Genomic DNA, 15,726 nt, shown 5'->3' with positions numbered 1-15,726 from the left:
AGGTCATCAACACTTCACTTATGCAGAATGCCAAATTGAGTTTCATAAAGATTTTTGTACAGGGGATTTGTATCCGCTAATTCGTCATGAGTCCCTGATGCGATAATTTTCCCTTTTTCCAGGACAATAATTTTATCGGCCGCAAGAATAGTGGACAGTCGATGGGCAATGACTATTGCTGTTCGACCTTTTAACAAAAAAGCTAATGCCTCCTGAATCTTCCGTTCAACCACTGTGTCTAAGGCACTTGTTGCTTCGTCCAAGAGGACAATTCTCGGACTTTGAAGTAATACTCGGGCAATCGCCAAACGTTGTCGTTCTCCGCCGGAGAGCCGGTATCCTCGTTCTCCTACGATGGTCTGATATCCCAAAGGTAAATCTTCGATGGTATCGTGAATTTGGGCAGCTTTACAAGCAGCTTCCATCTCTTCTTGCGTAGCCGTCTCTTTCGCTAAAAGCAAATTACTGTAGACCGTATCATGGAAAAAGAAAGGGTCTTGAGGTACTAATCCCATTTGGGCGCGTAACGACAGCAAAGATAGGGTTTTACATTCTAAACTATCCAAAAATAGTTGGCCAGATACTGGATCACTGAAGCGGGGAATTAGATTTAAGAGCGTTGTCTTTCCCGCTCCACTGGGACCAACGAGTGCGACTGTTTGTCCAGGTTCCATTGTTAAATTAATCTCTTGTAACGCCAGCTTCTCATCGTCGGCATTTGGTTCGATCTTGTAAGAGAAGGAGACATTCTTCAATTCAATGCGTCCTTTGACACTGTTGGCAGGAATAGTGATTGAACCATCTTCAACCTCAGGTTTAATGTCCATGATTGAGTAAATCCGCCGAAATAACGCTATAGAGGAAAGGATGTTAACATGAATCTGAGCCAATTGGCTCAGAGGACCGTACAATTTTGACAGCAGAGCAGTGAATGCAACTATAACTCCGAGATTCATTTTATGGTTAATAACTAACCATCCGCCATATCCCCACAGCAAAGCAGGACCTATAGAGGAAAACATTCCAAGCCACATGAATAACCATCGTCCGATGAGTCCTTGACGAACTTGTAAATCCCGCAATTTATGATTAGCAAGAGCAAATTTCTTTTCTTCCATAGCCTCACGATTGAATATTCGAATTAAAAGCGCACCACTTACGCCTAACGCTTCGCTTAGCTGGACAGTCATCGTGGATAGCCATTGCTGAGTTTCTGCTTGCAGTCTTTGTCTCACTCTGCCAACCTTTTGTGTAGGAATAACGAAGCCGGGGACAACAATAATCGCGAGTATGGTCATCCGCCAATTCATTTCAAACATTAAAATTAAGGTAAAAGTAATGGTAAGAAAGTTGCTGATAAACCCGACAAGCGTCGAAGTGATCACATTTTGAATCGCTGTAACATCATTGATAATCCTGGATACAAGATCACCGGATTGGCGCGAGGCAAAAAAATTCACCGTCTGTCGCTGAAGGTTGGCAAACAAAGCCAATCGATAATCAGCCATTATGTTTTGCGCGATCAAATTACTGAGCCAGTTTTGACAAACACCAAGTAATCCTGTGATAATCGCTGTTGCGATGAGTGCACTAGTTAACCAGATTACAATAGGCAACTGACCTTTTTGAATTCCATCGTCTATAATTCTTTGTGTCAGCCAAGCAGGAACTACGCTGCCAATGGATGTTATAAAAATTATGATAGTAACCAGGACGGCTTTTGGCCAATAGGGGATAAAGGCCTTAAGTACTCGTTTAATGATAGACCAGTCCAGATGCTCTTTACTGGCTAGTTCTCTTAACTGCCATCGTTTTCCTCCTGAACCGCTTCCTCCAGAACCGGCGCCAAGTCCCAGACCGCGAAATTCCACTCCCATTTAATGAACCACCTTTCAAAGCTAGAATCATTTTGTATATCTGCAAACCATAAGCGAGCACGATAATTAATAATTAATATTAATATTGGAATTTTTAACCAGTTTTCTTAATGGGATCTTCATATAAAAAACATAGTGAGTTCACAATATCTTGATACTTATAAATTATCCTTAAGTTATACACTTTGGATATATTATCCACAGGCTTAGGTAAGATAATCCATTCATAACTATCGAAGATTGTTGACAATTTCTTAACATCTCCGGGAAATATATTCTTTATTTTGAGGTTATCCTAATACTAACATCTGGTAAATTATACAAAAAAGAGGTATAGTTTGTGTCAATCAATAAATGCAATTGTAAAAACGCGAAACACATAGAAGTGGAGCATATCCAAACTGATGATGTTCAAGTCGTTGTTAACTTGTACAGAAAGTCTTTTCGAAATCATTTTCTAGGCCATATGGGACAACGATTTCTTACACTTTTCGTATCAGAGTTTGTTAATTCCACAGATAATTTTGGCTATGTGGCCTGGTTAAAGAATGAGGCAGTGGGCTTTATCTTGGCTACTACCACAGATACTATTTTCAGGAAGTTTTATCGTAAAAATTTTCGGGTGTTGGTTTTGATTACTATGTACAGATATTTTCACGACCCATTCATTCGGAAACATATTGGCAAGAGATTTGGACATATTTATACTGCACTAAAGGCGTTATTTTCCTTTTCTCCGAGACACGTCAATGACCATAAACAACAGGAAAAGTCACGTACGCTTGTGACATCCAGGATATTAGCTATTGCTGTCGATAAACACTACAGAGGCCTAGGCGTAGCTAGTGAACTGACAAGTCAATTTTGCAAAGAAATGAAAGCCAAGGGTTTTAAAGAGGTAGGATTATCTACATTACCTTGGAATCGCCGTGCGATAGGCTTTTACAAGAAAGATGGGTGGATAGAAGAAAAAAGTAATGAAACGTCAGTTTACTTCTTTCGAATACTGTGATTTAAATTATACTAATACGATTAATACAATAATACATGGAGGAAACATAAGTGCTAATCGAGGTTAAGCGATATCTTCTCACAAAGTGCAGGCAGAAGAGCCCAAATCTTCTTTACATAACCATTATCCCCTTAGTTTGTTTATTGGCCTTGGAAATATTTTCTTATGGGAATTTCTTTAATGTTTACACTTGGATACGACAATACCCTAAACAATTTTTTCTAAATTATATATTAATGTTTGGAATTATCAATGTTTTTTACATCTTCCCTCGTTCTGTTTATTTAATGATCTCGAGTATCCAAGTCGGCCTATTTTCAATATTAGGTTCAATCAGCAGAGAAAAATTCATTGCCAAAGGGTCTCCCCTAATACCTTCGGATTTTTCCCTTGCGAAAGAGGCCATTGAGATATCGGCCCGTTTTAAAGATGTCTACATTTGGTTATCGCTCATTGCTCTTGGGATCGTTGTTTTGATCGTTTTGATTTTGAAATTTACACCTCACGAAAACTATAAATGGCGTCAAAAAACAGCGGTATTCCTAATTGCTGCTGCGATGGTGACTTTTTTTTACACAAAGTTTGGATCCATAGAAGAAACCTTTTCACTTGAATTAATCAATTTAAGCCAAAGAATGAACTATGATGAAAATGGCATGATGCTCGGATTTTTCTTAAATGCCGAATATCTTAAGGTACAAGTCCCTTCAGAGTATCAAGAAAGTACAATTCAACAGATCGTTGACACGACGAAAAAAACTTATTCAACAGATCCCAACTTTAAGCCTAATATAATCTTCGTCATGAGTGAGGCATTTTGGGACCCAACACTTTTGAAAAATGTGTCATTCAACAAAGATCCCATCCCATTTTTCCATTCCCTTCAAAAGTCTCAGACTAGCGGTACCATGCTCTCGCCAGTTTATGGCGGCGGGACAGCCAATACGGAATTTGAAGCTTTAACCGGATTTTCTACGCAGTTCCTGCCCAGTGGTTCGATCCCTTATGCCCAATATGTTAACAAGCCGGTTGAGGCGCTGCCGACGATTTTACAAAGGCAAGGTTATGCAACATCAGCCATCCATACATATGACAACTGGTTCTATAATCGAAATAATGTCTATAAAGAATTGGGCTTTGACAAATTTGTCAGTAAAGAATTCTTCAATAATCCAGAATATAAAGGGCAATATATTCGAGATACGGAGCTAAGTCAGAAAGTTCTTGATGAAGTGAAAGAAACGAAGCAACCGGATTTTATTTATGCTGTTTCTATGCAAAACCATGGGCCGTATTCTGATGTCGAAAGTCCACAAAACACCGTCTATTGTACTGATAGTAATCTAAGCGTGGCTTCTAAAGCAATGTTGGATAATTATAGCAATTCTGTTGCTGATGTTGATCAATCGATCAAGCAACTGATTGATGGTTTGAAACAGATTGATCAACCTACTGTCGTGATTTTCTATGGTGATCATCTCCCGATGCTTGGTGATGACTATAGCGTCTATAAAGAAGCCGGCTTTATTAAAGGCGATAATTCCTATCAAGATTATTTGAACCTGCACAGCGTCCCCTTCGTAACCTGGAACAACTTTTCCACAACAAAGCAAAACCTGCGTTTGTCGGCTAATTATATGGGAACGTACGCCTTGCAACTTGCTCAAAAATCCGGCAGTCCGATGACAGATTTCCTCTCAAACCTTATGCAGAGCGGTTCAGACGTTGTCACCAACCCCGAGTATTCAACTCAGGAGAAACTTACCCCAACTGAAGCGAACCAATACCAGCAACTGCAATATGACTTGCTTTTTGGAAAGGAGTATACTTATCAGATTGAAGCGAATCAAAAACCACCGACGAATAGCGGCTATATCCAGGGAGATGGAACAGTAACCATTGCAAATGCTGTCGTTTCAAACGGGGTGCTTGAAATCTATGGCGAAAATTTCGTAGAAAATGACAAGGTCTACATTGATGGTAAATTAACAAACTCAACATTTGACGATTCAAATAAGGTGTCCGTTAGCCTGCCAGGTTCTTCAAGTTCTAACACGCGTTCCCTTAAAATCCAGATTAAGCTCTCCGATAGTATGAATAAGGTCATCTCGCAATCCAATGTCTATCAGTTGCCAAGAGATTAATCTTAAATATTTTTATCTTGTCCTCGATTTTATTGATTGCAAACATATTTCTTTTGACTTATGGAATTTTTTATAATGATAATTTATCGCATTGATGAGGCGGCTCGATGGCGAGAAATTCCGCTAAGCTTACGAAAGGATAATGATTGTTGAATATTTTGAAGAAACTAGATGCTCTAACCTAGTCTTTAATCCTCCGCAACAAATCATAGATTATTAAGTGAAAAATGGTATAATTTGAGGTGATGGAAATTACGTATCGTCAGAATTAGTTTCCCAAACTAATAGCTTCTACATAGAAATAACGAATAGTATATGTCGCCTCTAACAATTAATGTAAGGCGGATATATGTAGTATAATGGCAATAATTTAAGAACAGAAAGAGGTGGAGAGATGACGAGGTTTTTGAATAACTTATCTTGGAAATTAAAGCTGACCGTTAGCTTTCTTATACTAGCTTGTTTGGTCGGCTTAATTGGTTTCATAGGGGTGAAAAACTTAACGACGATCAATGCGAATGGGAGCAAAATCTATTCGAACGATCTCATGGCAATGGAAGAACTCAACCGTGTACGAGCAAATTTCTTGGAAAACCGTTTTTCAGCAATACTATTCTATTACACATCAGATAAAACCAAGCAGCAAGCCATAAAGCAATCAATCTCGGCTACTTCTGACAGCAACACTAAGGATGAGGACGACTATGAAAAGAAATACGGGGCTAGTCTCTCAACTGAAGAAATGCAATTGTATAAGAATTTCAGAAATAATCAGGTCGACCATCGCAACATACGAAACAAAATGTTTCAACTGGTAGAAGAAGGAAATTCTGTTGAGGCCGGAAAACTTTTAGATCAATTTGCTCAAGCCACCGATAAGAGTTTAGGTGATATGGATAAACTAATTTCATTTCATGAGCAAGATGCCAACCAACGACAAGTGAATAATCAAAGTAACTATGAACGAACTCTTACTATCATGTTTAGCCTTATTGGGATTAGTATCCTATTTGCCTTAGTTATTGGTTTATTTTTATCCCGAAATTTAACGAAACGCTTAGGTAATATCGTTCGTATTGCAGAGGCCTTAGGTAATGAGGACTTAACGCAGCAATTAACAATTTACGGCAACGATGAAATTGGACAATTAGGTATCTCAATCAATAAGGCTACGTCAAATATGGAAGAACTGGTGACGGCAATTAGTGATAGTTGTCAAACGATGAATGCTCAATCTCAGGAATTGTCTGCCACGACAGAGGAGCTTTTAGCCACCATGCAGACTATTCAACAATCTTCACAACAAATAGTTCAAGGTACCGAAGAACTCAGTGCCAGCACTGAAGAAGTCGGAGCTTCCTCTATGGAGATTCAGGAATTCACGAAGCAACTGGCGATAAAGGCCGATGAAGGACAACATAATGCGGCGGGAATTAAAGATCGAGCCAGTGACGTTAAAAATCGGGGCGTAAGAGCGATCCACGAAGCAGAATCTCTCTATAGAGATAAAGAAGCAAACGTCAAGAAGGCGTTGGATGAAGCCAAAGTCGTGGAAGAAATTAAAGTCATGGCAGAAACGATTGGAAGCATTTCCGAACAAACTAATCTTTTATCACTTAATGCCAGCATCGAGGCGGCTCGTGCTGGGGAAGCGGGCAGGGGATTTTCTGTGGTCGCCGATGAAGTGCGTAAATTGGCAGAACAGTCTCAGTTAGCTGTTGGAAATATCCATAATGTTATTAGTGTAGTGCAAAGTGCCTTTAATAATCTGATATTAAATACTCAGGAGTTGTTGGGGTTTATTGAGTCTAAAGTGAGACCGGATTATGAAGCCTATGCACGAACAGGAACTCAATATGAAGAGGATGCACGCTTTATTAATCAAATGTCAGAGGACCTGTCATCATCGACTCAAGCGATGAGCAGGGTCATAACCCAGATTAGCCAAGCAATTCAAAATGTGTCGGCAACAGCTGAGGAGTCTGCTTCGAGCTCTGAAGAGATCTCTAAGAGTATCATCCAGACAACAATGGCTATTGAACAGGTTAGCCAATCAGCTCAAGCCCAGGTACAACTGTCCACGAAACTGAGTGAGTTGGTTGGAAGGTTTAAAGTCTAACTTGATTACGACGGCGAGATTTAGCGAAAGCTTTAGGATTTGTGTATTAAATATAAGGGCAATGCACATGCTATCGTAAACAAGGAGGGATTAATTTGACGGTACAAGCAGACTTAGAAAAGGCAGTAGCCGCTGCGCAATCAGCACTTGGAACTTACGAAACTTTTTCAGTTTCAACCCTTGACGAAACCGCGAAACAAATGTTTAATGAACTATCCAGTGATATGGAACGTCATGTCGCTCTACTTAGAGGTCGTCTTGCATATGTAACTCAGAATAATTCCATGAATAAGCCTTTAAGTTAAAAAAGTCCCGCGAAAAACCGCTCCTGGGTAAATAACGGAGCGGTTTTTATTGTTCTAAGAAAAACTCCAATCCAGAAAAATTTGGATTAAAGCGTCATAAGTCCGACAGTGGACAATGAATTTTGGGGAGCGTATTTTGTATAGGGATGCTCAACTTAATCTCAAATAGTGTTATAATAATGAATTGTCGAAATAGAGCTTGTGAGGTTGGAGATTCGTTCTAAAAAGGGCAATCCAGTTTCCTTTGTTGCCTATAAGCTTCTGATGTTAGATTAAAAAAAGGCTATCTGTTGCCAGGTAAAGTAATAGTGGGAATTTTCAAAAATGAGATAAATGTAGTAAAACAAGCAAGAACGTAGTAATTTTGAAAAACAAATAGGTGTTATCATAAAAATAGTAATACATTGGGAGGGAGACTATGACTAAAATCGAAGTAAAAAATCTTATCAAGGTCTATGGCTCTCAAACGAAAAAGGTCCTAGAAATGTTACAGAAAGGTTCAACTAAGGAAGAGATACTGGCTAAAACGGGACAAACGCTCGCCGTCAATAATGTGAGTTTTTCGGTACAAGCCGGAGAGACATTTGTAATTATGGGTTTGTCTGGGTGCGGAAAATCAACAATTTTACGCTGCCTTAATCGCTTGATTGACCCGACATTAGGGAATGTAATTCTAGATGGGCAGGATATAACAAAGCTAAGCCTACGTGAGTTAAGGCAAGTTAGACAAACGAAGATGGCAATGGTTTTCCAGCAATTTGCATTACTGCCTCATCGAACAGTCTTACAAAATGCTGTTTATGGATTGGAAGTTCAAGGAGTTGCTAAGGAAGAACGAGAAAATCGGGCGAAACGAACGTTAGCATTGGTGGGTTTAGCTGGAAGGGAAAATTTTTATCCTGATGAATTGAGCGGAGGTATGAAGCAAAGGGTAGGTTTAGCACGGGCTTTGGTTAATGATCCGGATATATTGTTAATGGATGAGGCCTTTAGTGCATTGGATCCCTTGATACGTGAAGAAATGCAAAATGAACTCGTGCTTTTGCAAAAACAAGTGAATAAGACGATTGTATTCATTACGCACGATTTATCTGAAGCTATTAAGTTAGGGGATCGTATAGCATTTGTACGAGATGGTTCGCTAGTTCAAGTAGGTACACCTGAAGAGATAATCGGGCGGCCGATTAATGATTATGTTGCGAAGTTTGTCGACATAATGATGCAGGCAAAGGGGGGCACTAGAAATGTATCGGATACCTTTAGGGCAATACGTTAGTGCCGGAGTTGATTGGTTGCTTAAGCGTTACGGTCACTTTTTTGATGCCTTTTCAGTAGGAATAAATGTATTTATTAATTCTTTGAAAAATGGTTTGAGTGTATTGCCTTGGTGGTTATTCATTCTAATAGTTTCTTTATTAGCATGGCGTGTGAAGAGCTGGCGTTTAGCTATCGGTTCAAGCTTAGGGCTGTTATTGATTTACAACCTAGGACTTTGGTCTTCATTAATAGACACATTGGTACTTGTCTTAATTTCTGCTCTTGTTTCAATTTTTATAGGGCTTCCACTCGGAATAATATCTGCCTGCGATAAAAGGGTTGAACGTTTTATGTCTCCGATTCTAGACTTTATGCAGACCATGCCGTCATTTGTATATTTGATTCCGGCTTTGATGCTTTTTGGCTTAGGCACAGTACCTGCCGTTTTTGCAACGGTTATTTTCGCTATGCCGCCAGCCATTCGCTTAACAAACTTAGGAATAAGACAAGTACCTGTCGATTTGGTAGAAGTAGGAGAGGCGTTTGGTTCAACTCCTGGCCAGTTACTGTGGAAAATCCAGTTGCCTCTGGCTTTGCCTACCATCATGGCAGGAATCAATCAGACAATGATGCTTTCCCTTTCCATGGTCGTCATTGCTGCTATGATTGGTTCAGGTGGTTTCGGAGAGGGTGTATTAGCTGGAATATCCCAGATGGATATTGGTAAGGGTTTCGAAAATGGTTTGGCGGTCGTTATTTTAGCGATGATTTTAGATCGCTTTAGCCAAGGGTTTATTCATAGACCAAGGAAAAGTAACAGACATTAACTATTTAGGGGGCGAATTAGTGAAGAGAAAAAGAAAATTCCTAAAAATTTGTGCTCTCGCCTTGAGCATTTTGCTCACTGTTACGGTAGTGTCGGGTTGTGGGCAACAGCAGAGTGAACAGGGGGCTAAACCTTCAGTCAAAATCGGTTATATTAATTGGCAAGAGGATGTTGCAGTCACTTATCTTTGGCAAGAAATTTTACAGAAAAAGGGTTATCAGGTTGAATTGTTGAATGTAGATGTTGCTCCACTCTTTGTAGGCCTGAATAAAGGGGATCTTGATTTATTTTTGGATAGTTGGCTGCCGATAACTCAACAAGCCTACTGGGAAAAATACAAGGACAAACTTGATGATTATGGGTCTTGGTATCAGGGTGAAGCTAAAATAGGATTGGCAGTACCGAAATATGTTAGTATCGATTCTATAAATCAATTAAACGACCAAAAGAGCAATTTTAAAGGGCAAATTATTGGCATTGATCCCGGGGCAGGAATTATGAAGACTACAGATAAAGCCCTTAAAGATTATAATTTGAGCTTGAATATTGTCCAGGGCAGTGAAGCAGCCATGTTAGCTGCGTTAGACAAAGCTTACAAGGACAAAAAATGGATCGTTATAACGGGATGGAGTCCGCACTGGATGTTCAGCAAATATGACCTTAAATATTTGGCAGATCCTAAAAATACTTTTGGATCATCTGAAGGTTTGCATGTTCTGGCAAATAAAGAATTCACTCAGAAGCAGCCAGCTATTTCAGCAATGTTGAAGAAGTTTAAGTTAGATGATCAACAAATAGGTAACCTGGAAAGTCTGATAAATCAAGGGTTATCCCCTCAAGATGCTGCTAAGAAATGGATCGAAGATAACAAAACAATTGTTGATAACTGGATGAAATGAAAACTTTATTATCCATAAATGCCAAAACTCAGGATAACCTCCTGAGTTTTGGCATTTATAATAGAGTTAAAAGAATAATCGGAATTTTAAATATGGATGTAAATGTAGTAAAACGAGCATGAATGTAGTGAAATTTGATGAGAGATATGGTGTTAAGATAATTGCAGGAGAAATAATCAAAAAATTGCACCAGGTTATATTGTTCGTGGGGGGTGAACTTCACAGTATCGTGGATGCGCTAGAAATTAATGTAATATTCGTTAGTTAAATCTGACAATTTATGAGAGGCAATATGAATGTAAGAGCGCCTTCTCGACAGTGAAAGAGTTCTAAACAATATAAAATTGGGGGAATCAAATAATGCTTAAGTATACTACAGAACAACATGTCTATGATATTAACGGAGTTAAGGTAGGAGGGCAACCTGGTCAATACCCGACAGTATTAATCGGTAGCATCTTTTACCGTGGGCACAAAATAGTCCAAGATGGGATGAAAGGAATTTTTGATGAAGCAGCTGCCAAAGCCCTTTTAGATCAAGAAGCTGAGTTGAGCGCGGAAACTGGTAATCCATGCATTATCGATGTTTTAGGTGAGTCCGTAGAAGCCTTGACTCGTTATGTGGAATTTGTCATGAAAAACTCTAAGGCTCCCTTCTTACTGGATAGTATCAGTCCTGAGGTAAGGGTAGGTGCTTTAAAACAACTTGGCAATGATCCGGAAATACGTCAACGCTTAATCTATAACTCAATTGAAGAGCATTATTCAGAGGTAGAATTAGAGGCGATAAAAGCAAGCGGGATCAAAACTGCCGTCATTTTAGCATTTAGTAATAAAGCGCTAAAGCCCAAAGCTAGAATTAAGCTCTTGACTGGGGATGGCGAGAAGGAGGGTCTCATAGACGCAGCAAAGCGAGCAGGAATTGAACAGTTTCTAATTGATCCTGGTGTCTTGGATGTGCCCAGTGCCAGCTGGACAAGTGAAGCAATCAACGTAGTAAAGGAAGAATTCGGTTATCCGGGGGGATGTGCGCCTTCTAATGCCGTTTATTTGTGGAAAAAGATGCGTTCTAAGGGAACACCCTTCTTTGAAGTTGCTGGGGCTGCCGTCTTTACTTATCCTGTAACTCAAGGTGCCGATTTTGTTCTCTACGGTCCTATGGTCAATGCTCCGTGGGTATATCGGGCTATGGCAACCACCGATGCAATGATGGCCTATAATAATAAACTATCCGGCACTAAGCTAGGAACAACAGACCATCCGTTATTAAAGCTTTTCTAAACGACGGTGTCGTTAGGATAAATGGAAACTGATAAAGGAGTGTTAGGCATGTTACTAAAGTATGATGTTTTGACTCAGGAACAAGTAACGCTGATCCATGATGAAACTATGAAGATCCTTGAAGAAATCGGTATGGAGTTTGAATATGAACCGGCTTTGGAGGTCTTCAGGGCAGAAGGCCAAAAGGTTGAGGGAACACGTGTTTATTTTAAACGAGATTTTATTGAGGCTAAAGTCCGTTTAGCACCTTCACAATTTACCCTCCATGCCAGGAATCCGGAACACAACTTGGTCTGTGGTGGGGAGAATATCATCTATATGCCAGGTTATGGAGCACCCTTTATTCATGAAGTAGACGGTACTCGTCGTAAAACAACCATGCAGGATTATGATAACTTTGTAAAATTAGCAGGCGCAAGTAAAAACATGCATATGACGGGTGGAACGGTCGCTGAACCGCAGGATATTCCCGATGAAATTCGACATTTAAAAATGCTCTATAGCTCCATTAAAAATTCAGACAAGTGCTTTATGGGCAGTGCCGAAGGTCGGGAACGGGCTGAAGATTCAATTGAAATCGCTGCCATCCTCTTTGGCGGTAAAGATGTAATTAAGGAAAAACCTGTGCTCATTTCCCTCATCAACTCATTAACTCCTTTGAAATATGATGAAAGAATGTTAGGAGCTATGATGGCTTATGCTGAAGCCGGTCAAGCTGTTGTGATTGCTTCCTTGGTAATGGCCGGTTCGACAGGACCTGCGGCTCTAGCCGGCACATTGGCACTACAAAATGCCGAGGTTCTAGCGGGAATAGCCCTAACCCAAAGTATTAATCCAGGAACTCCAGTCGTGTACGGCTCAACCTCAGCGCTTAGTGATATGCATAGCGGAAGTCTCTCCATCGGCAGCCCTGAATGCGCGTTGTTCATTTCAGCCAGCGCTCAACTTGCCCGCTACTATGGAGTTCCAAGTCGATCTGGGGGTGGCTTGAATGATTCCAAGATCGTGGATGCTCAGGCTGGGTATGAGTCTATGATGACTTTAATGGCTGCTAGTGTCACAGGTATCAACTTTGTTCTTCATACTGCTGGGATATTGCAATACTTTATGGCCATGTCTTATGAAAAGTTTATGATGGACGATGAAATGGCCGGTATGCTCTTGCACTATATGAAAGGCTTCACCTTTGATGAAGACGGCATGGCGTTTGATGTCATCGCTAAAGTAGGACCAGGTGGGCATTTCCTTACTCAAAAGCATACTCGTAAGAACCATAAAAAAGAGTTTCGCACACCTCAATTAAGTGATCGAACTGCTTTTGAATCTTGGTCTAAAGAAAAACTCGATACCAACCAAAGGGCCAATAAAAAATGGCAAGAGGTTTTGGCAAATTATGTACCCCCTGCTCTTGATGAAACCATTGACAATCAGCTGTTAGACTTTATCGCCAAACGGTCTTGAAAACAATATTAATATGAGTTGAATTAACAGGAGGAATAAGTCATGCAAGAAATTTTTGATGAATTAAAACAGGGAGTTATTGATGGAGATGAAGATATCGTCGGCGAATTGGCTCAAAAAGTAATTGATGAAAGTATTAATCCGGTTGACGCAGTACAACTCGGCTTGATCAAAGGAATTGAAGTTATCGGTGAGGCTTGGAAAGCTGGAGAGGCCTTTTTGCCGGATGTCATGATGTCGGCGGAAGCCATGAAGGTTGGGTTAGGTCTCCTTGAACCAGAAATCGCCAAATTAGGTATGAGCGAGGGGGAGAGCAAAGGCAAAATCGTCATAGGTACCGTAGAAGGAGATATCCACGACATTGGCAAGAATATCACGGGTGCTATGTTTACGGCTGCAGGTTATAAAGTATTCGATTTAGGTACAGATATTAAAGCGGAAGATTTTGTCTTAAAAGCTCAAGAGGTTGGAGCGGATATTATCGGCGCAAGTGCCCTTCTGACGACAACAATGGTAGGACAAAAACAGCTTGTCGATTATTTAAAAGAGCATAATCTAAGGGATAAATTTAAAGTATTTGTAGGGGGTGGCCCAACCAGCCAATTATGGGCTGATGAAATTGGAGCTGACGGATGGGCCGAAACAGCCGATGAAGCAGTTGCACTGGCAGGACGTATGCTTGCCTAAAGAATGCGTTTTATAAATTTATTATAGACAAATACCTGAAGTACTCCATTCTTAGGGGCCTTAAAAGACTTAAAATACATTCTCTTTTAAAGCCCCTAAGATTTCTTTCAGTTATAACCTAATTCAAGACGTGGTGTTAAGTCTGGTGGCTCCACACTCCAGCTTAAATAACAAGCCAAAGTTACCCGAAGTTATGAAAGGAGTAATGCTATTTATGGACAATGGAAATGGGTCAACCTCAAATCGTAGCGTCTTGTATATCTCCTCGGTCATTATTTTATTGTTCGTAATATTTGGAATGTTCGTGCCAAGTGAAATGGGTAAAGTCGCCAATGCTGTGTTCAATTTTTTGACGACAGATTTTGGATGGCTATACCTGTTAGCGGTCGCTTTTTTTACAGTGTTCGTTTATGGGGTTGCCTTTAGCCGCTTTGGTCAGATTAAGCTCGGGAAAGACGACGACAAGCCTGAATTCAGTAACTTCCAATGGTTTTCCATGTTATTCGGCGGCGGTATGGGTATTGGGCTTGTCTTCTGGTCAGTTGCCGAACCAATGATGGATTACCTGTCCCCCCCAATGGGGATTGCTGGAACCCCTGAAGCAATGCGTACAGCCATGAGAATCGTGTTTTTCCACTGGGGCATCCATCCTTGGGTTATCTTCGCCATTTGCGGTCTGGCTCTGGCTTACTTCCAATTCCGCAAAGATCTGCCGTTTTTGGTCAGCTCTGCGTTCTATCCATTGATTGGAGACAGGATTTATGGACCGATCGGTAAAGCTATCGATATCTTATCCGTGTTTGCCACAGTATTCGGTGTTGCTACTAGTTTGGGCCTCGGATCCAGTCAAATTGCGACAGGGATGCACTATATCTGGGGAATAAATGCAACACCTGTAACAATATCTGCGGTCATCGCAGTGATGACCATCCTCTTTACCTTAGCCACTATCTCTGGTTTGCATAAAGCTATGCAAATTGCTGCTAATATTAAAGTTTGGCTCTCGATTGCTTTCATGGCCTTCATCTTCTTATTCGGAGGTATGGTTTTAATCTTGAACAACTTTACGGATTCTCTTGGCGCTTACTTGCAAAACTTTATCGGACAGACCTTGTGGATGGGCAATATCGATTGGATTAAGGGATGGACGGTGTTCTATTGGGCATGGTGGATTGCTTGGGCGCCGTTTGTTGGACAATTCATTGCCCGTGTCTCTAAGGGACGTACTATCCGACAATTCGTCTTGGCCGTAACCTTACTGCCCTCAGGGTTCTCGTTAATCTGGTTATCCATTTACGGTGGTGCCGGATTCAATCTCAACAAGATTGCCAATGGAGCCATTCAAGCTGCTGTTAAAGCAGACTACACGACGGCACTTTTTGCGACACTGCAGCAAATGCCGCTGTATACAATCACCGCACCTTTAGCGATCATCTTGATCGTAGCTTGTTTCGTCGCAGCTGCAGATTCCGCTACCTACGTGTTAGCCATGCTGACTTCTAACGGCAACATGAACCCCGACAAGAAATTACGCAGTTTTTGGGGTATCATCCAAGGTGCTTTCACCATCATTCTGATCCTAGTTGGCGGGGGTACAGCTGCTTTATCTGTTTTGCAGACGGTTTCCATTGTGGCGGCATTCCCCTTCATGCTGATCATGATAGCTATGAGTTATAGTATTTACAAAGTCCTGAATCAAGAAAAGCTTCCAGGTTAGTAAACTCGTTCAGCTTAAGCAGAACATGGAACCCCAGTTATAAAAGTTAGTCTTAAATAATAAAACACCCAGGTTGTGGAGACCTGGGTGTTTTTCCAAAAACACCTTATAATTATTAGGGTTGGAAAAAGGGGGAACATT

Annotated in this window: 11 protein-coding genes and 1 pseudogene; 11 read left to right on the top strand and 1 reads right to left on the bottom strand. The window is 40.6% G+C overall.

Annotated elements, in window-relative coordinates; translation table 11 throughout:
- Window positions 1-14 precede the first annotated feature (14 nt).
- Window positions 15-1,877, bottom strand: a complete 1,863-nt coding sequence (locus VZF35_RS10910) for an ABC transporter ATP-binding protein (RefSeq protein ID WP_407313527.1) — start codon at window positions 1,875-1,877, stop codon at window positions 15-17.
- A 340-nt stretch (window positions 1,878-2,217) separates the two neighbouring features.
- On the opposite strand from VZF35_RS10910, the gene VZF35_RS10905 reads away from it, so the two are divergent.
- The 11 genes and pseudogenes from VZF35_RS10905 to VZF35_RS10855 all read left to right on the top strand — a co-directional run bounded on the left by VZF35_RS10905 (window position 2,218) and on the right by VZF35_RS10855 (window position 15,585).
- Entirely contained in the window at window positions 2,218-2,889 is a 672-nt protein-coding gene (locus VZF35_RS10905) for a GNAT family N-acetyltransferase (RefSeq protein WP_407313526.1), read from the top strand.
- 50 nt (window positions 2,890-2,939) lie between these two features.
- On the top strand, window positions 2,940-5,033 hold the full coding sequence (locus VZF35_RS10900) for an LTA synthase family protein (RefSeq protein ID WP_407313525.1): 2,094 nt from the start codon (window positions 2,940-2,942) through the stop codon (window positions 5,031-5,033).
- A 394-nt stretch (window positions 5,034-5,427) separates the two neighbouring features.
- On the top strand, window positions 5,428-7,152 hold the full coding sequence (locus VZF35_RS10895; RefSeq protein ID WP_407313524.1) for a methyl-accepting chemotaxis protein: 1,725 nt from the start codon (window positions 5,428-5,430) through the stop codon (window positions 7,150-7,152).
- Between the two features lie 95 nt (window positions 7,153-7,247).
- Window positions 7,248-7,457, top strand: coding sequence for a DUF1657 domain-containing protein (locus VZF35_RS10890; protein ID WP_407313523.1), 210 nt, complete (start codon window positions 7,248-7,250; stop codon window positions 7,455-7,457).
- 418 nt (window positions 7,458-7,875) lie between these two features.
- A pseudogene (locus VZF35_RS10885) lies at window positions 7,876-8,664 on the top strand (quaternary amine ABC transporter ATP-binding protein); the annotation flags it as partial.
- A gap of 37 nt (window positions 8,665-8,701) precedes the next feature.
- Window positions 8,702-9,541, top strand: a complete 840-nt coding sequence (locus VZF35_RS10880) for an ABC transporter permease (RefSeq protein WP_407313522.1) — start codon at window positions 8,702-8,704, stop codon at window positions 9,539-9,541.
- Between the two features lie 19 nt (window positions 9,542-9,560).
- Entirely contained in the window at window positions 9,561-10,439 is an 879-nt protein-coding gene (locus VZF35_RS10875) for a glycine betaine ABC transporter substrate-binding protein (protein WP_407313521.1), read from the top strand.
- A 360-nt stretch (window positions 10,440-10,799) separates the two neighbouring features.
- The gene (locus VZF35_RS10870) at window positions 10,800-11,720 is read left to right on the top strand and encodes a [methyl-Co(III) glycine betaine-specific corrinoid protein]--tetrahydrofolate methyltransferase MtgA (protein WP_407313520.1); all 921 of its coding nucleotides are present in this window, start codon (window positions 10,800-10,802) and stop codon (window positions 11,718-11,720) included.
- Window positions 11,721-11,768: 48 nt separating this feature from the next.
- Window positions 11,769-13,181 (top strand): glycine betaine--corrinoid protein methyltransferase, encoded by a 1,413-nt coding sequence (gene mtgB, locus VZF35_RS10865; RefSeq protein ID WP_407313519.1) that lies wholly within the window; start codon window positions 11,769-11,771, stop codon window positions 13,179-13,181.
- A 42-nt stretch (window positions 13,182-13,223) separates the two neighbouring features.
- Window positions 13,224-13,868 (top strand): glycine betaine-specific corrinoid protein MtgC, encoded by a 645-nt coding sequence (locus VZF35_RS10860; protein WP_407313518.1) that lies wholly within the window; start codon window positions 13,224-13,226, stop codon window positions 13,866-13,868.
- A 214-nt stretch (window positions 13,869-14,082) separates the two neighbouring features.
- On the top strand, window positions 14,083-15,585 hold the full coding sequence (locus tag VZF35_RS10855) for a glycine betaine uptake BCCT transporter (protein WP_407314577.1): 1,503 nt from the start codon (window positions 14,083-14,085) through the stop codon (window positions 15,583-15,585).
- Window positions 15,586-15,726 lie beyond the last annotated feature (141 nt).

Origin of the sequence: Desulfosporosinus paludis, assembly GCF_045689965.1 — a bacterium.
GTDB lineage: Bacteria > Bacillota > Desulfitobacteriia > Desulfitobacteriales > Desulfitobacteriaceae > Desulfosporosinus > Desulfosporosinus paludis.
The sequence above is the reverse complement of the archived record's forward strand: the minus strand, read 5'-3'. Positions and strand labels throughout refer to the sequence as shown.